Annotated in this window: 9 protein-coding genes; 5 read left to right on the top strand and 4 right to left on the bottom strand. The window is 69.4% G+C overall.

Annotated features, from left to right (window positions below):
* Positions 1 to 116 precede the first annotated feature (116 nt).
* Complete coding sequence (locus B1991_RS15150; protein ID WP_136259512.1) at positions 117 to 1,028, top strand: patatin-like phospholipase family protein; 912 nt, start codon at positions 117 to 119, stop codon at positions 1,026 to 1,028.
* Between the two features lie 81 nt (positions 1,029 to 1,109).
* The gene (locus tag B1991_RS15155) at positions 1,110 to 3,167 is read left to right on the top strand and encodes an alpha/beta hydrolase family protein (protein ID WP_136259513.1); all 2,058 of its coding nucleotides are present in this window, start codon (positions 1,110 to 1,112) and stop codon (positions 3,165 to 3,167) included.
* A 44-nt stretch (positions 3,168 to 3,211) separates the two neighbouring features.
* Here B1991_RS15155 and B1991_RS15160 read toward each other — a convergent pair whose 3' ends face one another.
* Complete coding sequence (locus tag B1991_RS15160) at positions 3,212 to 3,391, bottom strand: hypothetical protein (RefSeq protein ID WP_136259514.1); 180 nt, start codon at positions 3,389 to 3,391, stop codon at positions 3,212 to 3,214.
* Positions 3,392 to 3,548: 157 nt separating this feature from the next.
* On the opposite strand from B1991_RS15160, the gene B1991_RS15165 reads away from it, so the two are divergent.
* On the top strand, positions 3,549 to 5,234 hold the full coding sequence (locus B1991_RS15165) for an ABC1 kinase family protein (RefSeq protein ID WP_136259515.1): 1,686 nt from the start codon (positions 3,549 to 3,551) through the stop codon (positions 5,232 to 5,234).
* Positions 5,235 to 5,240: 6 nt separating this feature from the next.
* Here the strand turns inward: B1991_RS15165 and B1991_RS15170 are convergent, their stop codons facing one another.
* Positions 5,241 to 6,347, bottom strand: a complete 1,107-nt coding sequence (locus B1991_RS15170; RefSeq protein ID WP_136259516.1) for a PA0069 family radical SAM protein — start codon at positions 6,345 to 6,347, stop codon at positions 5,241 to 5,243.
* Positions 6,348 to 6,492: 145 nt separating this feature from the next.
* Here B1991_RS15170 and B1991_RS15175 point away from each other — a divergent pair, with 145 nt between their 5' ends.
* On the top strand, positions 6,493 to 6,732 hold the full coding sequence (locus B1991_RS15175) for a hypothetical protein (protein ID WP_136259517.1): 240 nt from the start codon (positions 6,493 to 6,495) through the stop codon (positions 6,730 to 6,732).
* A gap of 81 nt (positions 6,733 to 6,813) precedes the next feature.
* On the opposite strand, the gene B1991_RS15180 is transcribed toward B1991_RS15175, so the two are convergent.
* The gene (locus B1991_RS15180; RefSeq protein WP_136259518.1) at positions 6,814 to 8,487 is read right to left on the bottom strand and encodes an AMP-binding protein; all 1,674 of its coding nucleotides are present in this window, start codon (positions 8,485 to 8,487) and stop codon (positions 6,814 to 6,816) included.
* A 164-nt stretch (positions 8,488 to 8,651) separates the two neighbouring features.
* Here B1991_RS15180 and B1991_RS15185 point away from each other — a divergent pair, with 164 nt between their 5' ends.
* Entirely contained in the window at positions 8,652 to 8,912 is a 261-nt protein-coding gene (locus B1991_RS15185; RefSeq protein WP_136259519.1) for a GlsB/YeaQ/YmgE family stress response membrane protein, read from the top strand.
* A gap of 74 nt (positions 8,913 to 8,986) precedes the next feature.
* Here the strand turns inward: B1991_RS15185 and B1991_RS15190 are convergent, their stop codons facing one another.
* Complete coding sequence (locus tag B1991_RS15190) at positions 8,987 to 10,657, bottom strand: MFS transporter (RefSeq protein ID WP_136259520.1); 1,671 nt, start codon at positions 10,655 to 10,657, stop codon at positions 8,987 to 8,989.
* Between the last annotated feature and the right edge of the window lie 87 nt (positions 10,658 to 10,744).

Genomic DNA, 10,744 nt, shown 5'->3' on the forward strand with positions numbered 1-10,744 from the left:
GCAGGGGAGGGTTGGGGTGGGGTCGCTCTTTGCCTCAAGATCAAAAGCCTCACCCCCTCCCAGCCTCCCCCTGCATGCAGGGGGAGGCGCCAATCAAAATCTCCCGACACCGCCTCATGCCCTTCCGTCGCCTGCTCCTGCCCCTGCTTGCCACGCTCGTGCTGGGCGCCTGCACGCACGCAGCGAAACCCGTGCCACCGCCACCACCCGCACCGGTGAAGCTGAAGATCGGCCTCGCCCTCGGCGGCGGCGCGGCCAAGGGTTTCGCGCACATCGGCGTGATCAAGATGCTGGAGGCCAGCGGCATCCATCCCGACGTGGTCGCCGGCACCAGCGCCGGCAGCGTGGTCGGCGCGCTGTACGCCAGCGGCATGGACGCGTTCGCGCTGCAGCAGACCGCGTTCGGCCTCGACGAGGCGAAGATCCGCGACGTGCGGCTGTTCTCCGGCGGCCTGGTGCAGGGCCAGGCGCTGCAGGATTACGTCAACCAGCTGGTGCACCAGCAGCCGATCGAGCAGCTGAAGCTGCCGTTCGCCGCCGTTTCGACCGAGCTGGAAACGGGCACACGCACGGTGTTCGGGCGCGGCAACACCGGCCGCGCGGTACGCGCGTCGTCGAGCATTCCCGGGGTGTTCGAGCCGGTCGAGATCCACGGCAAGCACTACGTCGACGGCGGCGTGGTCAGCCCGATCCCGGTCGACGCGGCGCGCCAGCTCGGCGCCGACTTCGTGATCGCGGTGGACATCTCCGCCGCGCCCGACGGCAGCAACCCGCAGGACATGATGGGCATCGTCGGCCAGTCCATCACCATCATGGGCCGGCAGCTGGCCGCGCAGGAAAGCACGCGCGCCGACGTGGTGATCCGCCCCGGCCTCGGCGGCATCGGACCGACCGATTTCGAGCAGAAGAACCAGGCCATCCTGGCCGGCGAGAAGGCCGCGCTGGCAGCGATCCCCGCGATCCGGGCGAAGCTGGCCGCGATGGTCTCCGCGCGCCAGGACGCCGGCGGAAACGCAGCGCAGCACTGATCCGGTCGCCATGCCGTCCTGCACTTGGCGCGGGTGGCATCGGGTTGTAGCTTCGGGATTCCCCACGCCGGAATCCCTCCCATGCCGAAACGCTCACGCCTGATCGCCCCGCTGTCGCTGCTTGCTCTCGCACTGGCACCGCAAGCCTTCGCCGCGGCGCCCGAGGTCGATCCGCGCATCGAGCAGGTGCTGACCGAACTGGGCAAGGCGCAAGCGATCCAGGCCACTGCGCTCTCCCCCGACGGCAAGCAGCTCGCCTGGGTGATCCGGCGTGACGACAAGCCGGCGATCGAGGTGGCGAATGCCGACGGCAGTCACGTGCGCCGCGTGAGCGCGGCGACCACGCCGGGCAGCTGCGCCGAATCCGGTATCGCCTGGGCGCCGGACTCGCGCCGGCTCGCCTTCATCGCGAACTGCCACGTCGACCTCACCAGCACCAAGGCGATGCAGAACGCGATCTACCTGGCCGACACGCGCGGCCACGACGCACCGACGCGGCTGGCCGTCCTGCCAGGCTACGTGCGTTCGCTGCAGTGGACCGCCGATGGCAAGTCGCTCGGCTTCCTCTACGTGGCCGGCGCCACCCGCCACGCCAGCGCGGTGGCCGCGGCCAAGCGGCCGGCAGGCGAGATCGGCGTCAGCGGCGTCGAAGTGCAGCGCGTGGCCAGCCTCGACGTGGCCGGCGGCGCGCTGCGCGAGCTGACGCCGGCCAACCTGTACGCCTACGAGTTCGACTGGTCGCCGGACGGTTCGCGCCTGGCCTACACGGCGGCGAAGCCGCCGGGCGACGACAACTGGTGGATCGCGAAGCTTTACGTGCAGGGCGCACAGGAAGGCGCCGCCGCCAGCGTGCTGCTCGATCCGGCCGATGCCGCCAGCGGCTCGCTGCACGGGCTGCAGATCGCATTGCCGCGCTGGTCGCCGGATGCCTCGCGGATCGCCTTCATCGGCGGCCTGATGAGCGACCAGGGCGCCACCGGCGGCGACATCTATGCGGTAGCGGCCGGCGGCGGCGCGCCGGTCGATCTCACGCCGGGCATCCGCGTCACGCCGGCGTGGCTGCACTGGACCGGGTCGCAATCGCTGCTGGTCAGCCAGGTCAGCAACGGCCAGAGCCAGCTGGCCGACTACGCGGTGTCGGCCACGCGCGCGCAGCAGCAGCGCGTGCACTTCACCGTGCCGGCCAGCATCGGCGACGGCAGCGCCTCGATGGCGATGTCGCTGTCGGCCGACTTCAAGCGCATCGCCTTCGTGCAGAGCTCGTACGCCGCCGCCAGCGAAGTGCACGCCGGCGCGCTGGGCAAGGGCGCGCCGCCGGCGGTGACGGCGTTCAACGCCGGACTCAAGCCGACGTGGGGCAAGGCCGAATCGGTGGAGTGGGACAACGAGGGCTTCCACGTGCAGGGCTGGTTGCTGTATCCGGCCCATTACGATCCGAAGAAGACCTATCCGATGGTGGTGGTGGTGCACGGTGGCCCGTCGAGCGCGGTGATCCCGCGCTGGCCCGGCGTGGGCTACGGCGCCGCGCCGCTGTCCGCACTGGGCTATTTCGTGTTCCAGCCGAACCCGCGTGGCAGCTTCGGCCAAGGCGAGAAATACGTGCAGGCGAACCGCAAGGACTTCGGCTACGGCGACCTGCGCGACATCCTTGCCGGCGTCGACGCGGTGGAAAGGAAGTTTCCGGTGGACGACAAGCGGCTCGGCCTCACCGGCTGGAGCTACGGCGGCTTCATGAGCATGTTCGCGCCGACCCAGACCCAGCGCTTCCGCGCCGTGGTGGCCGGCGCCGGCATCGCCAACTGGCAGAGCTATTACGGCCAGAACCTGATCGACCAGTGGATGCCGCCGTTCTTCGGCGCCAGCGTCTACGGCGATCCGGCGGTGTACGCGAAGAGCTCGGCGATCAACTTCGTCAAGCAGGTGAAGACGCCGATGCTGATCGTGGTCGGCGACCGCGACGCCGAATGTCCGGCGCCGCAATCGTTCGAGATGTGGCACGCGCTGCGCGCGCAGGGCGTGCCGACCTCGCTGGTGGTCTACCCCGACGAGGGCCACCACTTCGTCGACCCCGCCCACCAGCGTGACGTGTTGCAGCGGGCACTGGAGTGGTTCGGGAAATACCTGCCGGCCGCGGACTGAGTCCGCCGAGCTTCCCGCTCGTCATTCGGTGCGCGCCTCGCGCGTCACGATTCCGGCGGATCGCGCCGGCGCGTGTGCGTGACCGCGCCAATGATGCCGGCGCCCAGCAGGACCACGGCGCCGGCCACGATCCACTGGGTGGGCACGTGCAGCAGGTAGGCGACATAGACGAGGCCGCCGATCACCACGAGCATGCCGATCAGGTAAAGCGCGAATGAGGACATTGCGGTCTCCGTCGGGACGACGCCTTGCGCCGGCGACGCCCATTGGACAGGCGCGACGATCAGCGCCCCGTGAAGTGCGCCGCGCCGGCGCCCGGACGCATTGACGCGCCCTTGCCGCCGCGCACCCCATGCTGGGCGCAAAGCAGCGGAGGCAAGCGTGAGCGAATCGATCAGCCCGTCGCGGTACGCCCGGATCGGCGCCTTCCTGCTGCGCTATCGCAAGGCCGGGTTGTTCAACGGGCTGGAACTGGACCTGCAGGAGGCCGCATTGGCGCAGGACGCCCGGCCGGTGGCGCCGGGCCAGCCGGAGCAGTTCGTCGACGAGCTGGAGGCGCTCGGCCCCACCTTCATCAAGGTTGGCCAGGCACTGTCGACCCGGCCGGACATGGTGCCGCCGGCGTACCTCGATGCACTGGAGCGGATGCAGGACAACGTGGCGCCGGTGCCGGTGGCCGAGATCTGCACGGTGGTGGAGGCCGAGCTCGGCGCGCGCATCGGCGTGCTGTTTGGCAGCTTCGACGCGCAGCCGCTGGCCGCCGGCTCGATGGCGCAGGTGCACGCGGCTACCTTGCGCGATGGCCGCGAGGTGGTGGTGAAGGTGCAGCGGCCGCACATCGCGCAGACCCTGCGCGACGACCTGGCGATCCTCGAGAAGCTCGCCGGCGCCGCCGACCACCTCACCGAGATGGGGCGCCGCTATGGCTTTTCCGACTGGGTGCGGGAGCTGCGCCACAGCCTGGCCAACGAGGTCAATTTCGCGCTGGAGGCGGACAACCTGCGCCGCTTCGCCGCCAACCTGCGCGGCTACCGTCACCTCTACGTGCCGCAGCCGCTGGACGATTTCACCACCGCGCGCGTGCTGACGATGGACCGCGTGCGCGGCATCAAGGTCACCCACGTGCCGCCGGTGCGGCGGCTGGAACATCCGCTGCAGGAGCAGGCCCAGGAGCTGCTGCGCGCCTACCTCGACCAGGTGTTCGTGCATGGCCTGGTGCACGCCGACCCGCACCCGGGCAACGTGCTGCTGATGGACGACCACCGCCTCGCGCTGTTCGACCTGGGCATGGTGGCGCGGCTGCCGCCGCACACCCGCCACCACCTGCTCAAGCTGATGCTCGGCGCGATCAGCGGCAACAGCGAGCAGGTCGGCGAGATCAGCGAGACGCTGGGCACCGCGCTGCAGGATTTCAGCCACAGCCACTACCGCCGCTGCGTCGACCAACTGGTGTCCGGCTACGCCGGCCTGCAGGGAGCCAGTCGCCAGTTCTCCGAAGGCCGGCTGATCCTCGAACTGACCCGGGTCGGCGCCGCCTGCGGCCTGCGCCCGCCGCCGGAACTGACCATCCTGGGCAAGACCCTGCTCAACCTCGAAGCGGTCACCACCGCGCTGGACCCGGCGCTGGACACCCGCGCCGTGGTCGAGCAGCACCTGCAGCAGATGCTGCGGCGGCAGGCGCTGGGCTCGCTGTCGCCGGCCAACCTGGCCAGCGAATGGCTGGACCTGCAGGAACTGGCCCGGCGCACGCCGCAGCACATGGGCGCGATCCTGCGCACGCTGGCCGAGAACCGCCTGCGCGTGCGCATCGACGGGCTGGAAGAATCGCGCATGATGGAGAGCCTGCAGAAAATCGCCAACCGCATCGCCACCGGCGTGATCATTGCCGCGCTGGTGATCGGCGCCGCGCTCACCGCCCGCCTCCCCGGCGGCATCCGCCTGTTCGGCCTGCCGCTGCTGTCCGCCTTGTTCATCCTCGTCGCCGCCGTGCTCGGCGCCGGCCTGATCCTCAGCGCCCTGCGCCGCGACCGCAAGGTCGACCGAGCGGCGGACCGGATGCCGGATTGAAGGGGTTCAAAACAACTCCCCTTGCGGCGACGCCTTGCGCGGCGGCACGAAGCGCGAGGTGTCGAGGATGAGCTCGCGGACGCGGGTGAAACCGTGTTTGCGGCAGGCGAGTTCGAAGCGCTTGCGCAGGAGGTCGGAGAACACGCCTGCGCCATGCATGCGGGTGGCGAAATTGCTGTCGTAGTCGCGGCCGCCGTTCATCTGCTGCAGCAGGCTCATCACGTGTTCGGCGCGCTGCGGCGCGTGCAGGGCCAGCCATTCGCGGAACAATGCTTTCAGTTCCCACGGCAGGCGCAGCGTGGTGTAGCCGGCACTGCGGGCACCGGCAGCAAAGGCCTGCGCCAGCACCGCTTCCATGTCCTTGTCGTTGAGCGCGGGGATGATCGGCGCCACCAGCACGCCGACCGGCACGCCGGCGTCGGCCAGCGTGCGGATCGCCTTGATGCGCCGGTGCGGCGCGCTGGCGCGCGGTTCCAGCCTCGCGGCCAGACGGTTGTCCAGCGAGTTCACCGAGACAAGCACCTGCACCAGCCCTTCGCGCGCCATCGGCGCCAGCAAGTCGAGGTCGCGCTCGACCAGCGCGTTCTTGGTCACGAGGGTGCACGGATGATGGCATTCGGCCAGCAGTTCGAGTGCGGCGCGGGTCAGCCGCCACTTTTTCTCGACCGGCTGGTACGGGTCGGTGTTGCTGCCGATGTTGATCGGGCTGATCTTGTAGCCGGGCTTGGCCAGCTCGGCGCGCAGCACCTCGGCGAGGTTGGTCTTGGCGCGCAGCTTCGTCTCGAAGTCCAGCCCCGGCGAGAGGTTGAGGTAGCTGTGCGAGGGTCGCGCGAAACAGTAGATGCAGCCGTGCTCGCAGCCGCGATAGGGATTGACCGCCTGGCTGAAGGCAATGTCGGGCGAGTCATTGCGGGTGATCACGCTCTTCGCGCGCTCTTCGGTGACGCAGGTCTGCGGGCGTGGCGCTTCGTCATCCAGCAGCGCGCTCTGCCAGCCGTCGTCCTCGGCGTGGTGGCGGATGCTTTCGAAGCGGCCTTCCGGATTGGAGGCGGCGCCGCGGCCCTTGTGCGCGCGGACGGCGGGAAGCGACGGCGATGGCGGGAGCTCGTCCATCAGCGCAGTGTCGCGCGGGGCGATCTCAGCCGTCGCGACATCCTCGCGGCGGATGACCCGGCGCACACCCGGCGCACCAGCGCGACGCTATGATGCGGCCGACCGTCGTCGCCGACGGCGCGTTTCCACCTGTCGGGGCCACTCCATGCGCTGGCTGCTGCTTGTCTGCACCGTGTTCGCGTTCGTGCTGTGCTTCACCCGCCACGGCGCCGGCGCCTGGGGCTTCTGGCTGCTGGTCGGACTGCTCGGCGTGTTCGCCACCGCGCTGGCCTTCGTGCAGGCGCGCATCGCCGGCAGCGCACGCGGGGACAGCCTGTCCGAGTACGACCTGAAGCGGCTGCGCGAGGGCAAGGACCCGCTCAAGCACGATCGCCTGGCCCGGTAAGTTGCCACGGGCAGGAGCGCGCCGAAGTGCGCGATGCTCTCCCGCCACGCAAAGAAGCGCAGCGCGCACTTCGGCGCGCTGCTACAGGCCGAGCTCGGCGACCATCGCCTCGCGCATCAGGTACTTCTGCACCTTGCCGGTCACCGTCATCGGGAACGCGTCGACGAAGCGCACGTAGTGCGGCACCTTGTAGTAGGCGAGGTGGCGGCGGCAATGATCCTGGATCTCCGCTTCGCTGGCGCCGACGCCCTCGCGCAGACGGACCCACGCGCACACCTGCTCGCCGAATTTCGCGTCGGGCACGCCGAACACCTGCACGTCGAGCACCTTCGGGTGGGTGTACAGGAACTCCTCGATCTCGCGCGGGTACACGTTCTCGCCGCCGCGGATGATCATGTCCTTGAGCCGGCCGACGATGCGGCAGTAGCCGTCCGCATCCAGCGTGGCGAGGTCGCCGGTGTGCATCCAGCGCGCCGCGTCGATCACCTCGCGGGTGCGCGATTCGTCCTCCCAGTAGCCCAGCATCACCGAGTAGCCGCGCGTGCACAGCTCGCCCGGCGTGCCGCGCGGCACGATACGCCCGCGCTCGTCGACCAGCTTCACCTCCAGCTGCGGCTGGATCCGCCCCACGCTGTCCACGCGGCGCTCCAGCGGGTCGTCCGGCACGGTCTGGAAGCTGACCGGGCTGGTCTCGGTCATGCCGTAGGCGATGGTGATCTCGGCCAGGTGCATCTCATCGACCACCCGCCGCATCACCTCGATCGGGCACGGCGAGCCGGCCATGATGCCGGTGCGCAGGGTCGACAGGTCGAACTCGGCGAAACGCGGGTGTTCCAGTTCGGCGATGAACATGGTGGGCACGCCGTGCAGGCCGGTGCATTTTTCCTCCGCCACGGTCTCCAGCGTGGCCAGCGCGTCGAAACCCTCGCCGGGGATCACCATGCAGGCGCCGTGGGTGACGCAGGCGAGGTTGCCCAGCACCATGCCGAAGCAGTGGTAGAACGGCACCGGGATGCACAGCCGGTCGTGCTCGGTCAGGCGCATCGCCTCGCCGATGAACCAGCCGTTGTTGACGATGTTGTGGTGGGTCAGCGTGGCGCCTTTCGGCGCGCCGGTGGTGCCGGAGGTGAACTGGATGTTGACCGGGTCGTCGAAGCCCAGCTCGCGTTCCACCTCGTGCAGCCGGGCCAGCGCGTCGGCATCGCCGCGCGCGGCCAGCTCCCGCCAGCGGCGCGTGCCGGGCGCCGGCTCGTCGTCGAGCAGGACCACCTCGCGCAGCGCCGGCAGCCGTGCCGCGCGCAACTCTCCCGGCGCGCTGGCGGCCAGTTCCGGCGCCAGCTCGGCCAGGATGTCCAGGTAGTGCGAGGTCTTGAAGCGACGCGGCAGCACCAGCGCGCGGCAAGCCACCTTGTTCAGCGCGTACTCCAGCTCGTGCGTGCGATAGGCCGGGTTGATGTTGACCAGCACCAGCCCGGCCTTCGGCGCGGCAAACTGCAGCAGCACCCACTCGGCGCGGTTCGGCGCCCAGATGCCGATGCGCTGGCCCGGTTCGAGGCCCAGCGCCAGCAGCCCGGCGGCGATGCGTTCCACTTCGGCGTGGAATTGCCGGTAGTCCAGCCGCACGCCCTGCGCGCGCACCACCAGCGCCGGCCGATCGGGGTGCGCGGCGGCGATGCGGTCGATCAGCGAACCCACGGTGTCGCCCAGCAGCGGCTGCTGGCTGGCGCCGTGGACATAACTTGCTGCCGCCTTCATGCAGGTCCTCCCGTATCCGTCGCTTGCCGGATGGCCACCGGCATCATGCCTCCGCCTCCGTCACGGCGGCTGCACATTCGCTGCACGCCGGATCCCCGACGCTGACCGCGGCCTGGGCGAGCAACGCGCGAACCCTGCCTCTTTGCCCAAACCGGGAGTACATGATGACTGCAAGTGGCCTGATCATATTCCTCGTCATCGGCGCGATCGCCGGCTGGCTGGCCGGGCTGATCGTCCGTGGTTTCGGCTTCGGCCTGCTCGGCAACATCGTGGTCGGCATCATCGGTGCCTTTCTTGCCGGCTGGCTGCTGCCGGCGCTCGGTGTCGGCTTCAGCCTGGGCAGCCCGATCGTCACCAGCATCGTCTACGCGATGATCGGCGCGATCGTGTTGCTGGTGGTGATCGGCCTGGTCAAGCGCGCCTGACGGCACATCCCGTTCTCGCCGCCAAAAAAAACGCAGCGGCACGGGCCGCTGCGTTTTTGGTGGCGCACGCCGGTTCAGGCGTGCAGGTCGACGTCCTTGGTCTCGCGCACGAACAGCATGCCGATCACGAAGGTCATCGTGGCGATCACCACCGGGTACCACAGGCCGGCGTAGAAGTTGCCGGTGGCCGCGACAATGCCGAACGATACCGAGGGCAGGAAGCCGCCGAACCAGCCGTTGCCGATGTGGTAGGGCAGGCTCATCGAGGTGTAGCGGATGCGGGTGGGGAACATCTCCACCAGCCAGGCAGCGATCGGCCCGTAGACCATCGTCACGTAGAGCACCAGGATGGTCAGCAGCAGGATCACCATCGGCGTGTTGGTCTGTGCCGGGTCCGCCTTGGCCGGGTAGCCGGCGTCGGCCAGTGCCTTGCCGACGCTGTCGCCGAACGCCTTGCTCTGCGCGGTGAAGTCGGCCTTGGCCAGGGCGCCGCCCTCGAACGAGGGGAACTCCTGGCCGCCCACCGAGACGACCGCCAGCGAGCCCGGCGCCGCGGCGACGTTCGCGTACGGCACGCCGCGCTTGGCCAGGTAGCTCTTGGCGACGTCGCAGGAGCTGGTGAACACCTTCTTGCCGATCAGGTCGATCTGCACGCTGCAGCCGGCCGGATCGGCCAGCACCTTGACCGGCGCCGTCACGCTGGCCGCCTCGATCGCCGGATTGCCGTAGTGGGTGAGGCCCTTGAAGATCGGGAAGTAGGTCACGGCGGCGAGCAGGCAGCCGGCCAGCACCACCGGCTTGCGCCCGATCTTGTCCGACAGCCAGCCGAACACCACGAAGAACGGCGTGCCGATCACCAGCGCCGCGGCGATCAGGAGCTGGGTGGTGGTGGCGTCGATCTTCAGCGTGCTGCCGAGGAAGTACATCGCGTAGAACTGGCCGCAGTACCACACCACGGCCTGGCCGGCGGTGGCGCCGAGCAGGGCCAGGATCACCAGCTTCAGGTTGCCCCAGCGCGCGAACGACTCGGTCAGCGGCGCCTTCGACTGCTTGCCCTCCTCCTTCATCTGCTTGAACACCGGCGACTCGGCCAGCTGCAGGCGGATGTACACCGAGATCGCCAGCAGCAGCGAGGACAGCAGGAACGGAATGCGCCAGCCCCAGTCGTTGAACTTGTCGCCCAGCATCCACTTGCAGCCCAGGATCACCAGCAGCGACAGGAACAGGCCGAAGGTGGCGGTGATCTGGATGAAGCTGGTGTAGAAGCCACGCTTGCCGTGTGGTGCATGCTCGGCGACGTAGGTGGCCGCGCCGCCGTACTCGCCGCCGAGCGCCAGGCCCTGCAGCATGCGCAGCAGGATCAGGATCACCGGCGCGGCCAGGCCGATCGAGCCGTAGCTGGGCAGCAGGCCGACGAAGAAGGTGGACAGGCCCATGATCACGATGGTGATCAGGAAGGTGTACTTGCGCCCGACCAGGTCGCCGACCCGGCCGAACACCAGCGCGCCGAACGGGCGCACCGCGAAGCCGGCGGCGAACGCCAGCAGGGCGAACACCAGCTGGCTGGCCTCGTTCAGGCCGGAGAAGAACTGGTGGCCGATGATCACGGCGAGCGAGCCGTACAGGTAGAAGTCGTACCACTCGAACACGGTGCCCAGGCTGGAGGCCAGGATCACCCGCTTGTGGCTGACGTCGAGCGCGTTGTCAGCCTGGTTGCCGATGGAGCCAATGGCATTGCTGGCCATGATGTTTCCCCTCCCGAATGGTGTGAGATGCCTCTGCCCGGAACGCTGGGGAGAAGTCGGAAGGTGCGGACCGTCCCTTGCCCCGGC

Origin of the sequence: Rhodanobacter lindaniclasticus, from assembly GCF_004799035.1 — a bacterium.
Classification (GTDB): Bacteria; Pseudomonadota; Gammaproteobacteria; order Xanthomonadales; family Rhodanobacteraceae; genus Rhodanobacter; species Rhodanobacter lindaniclasticus.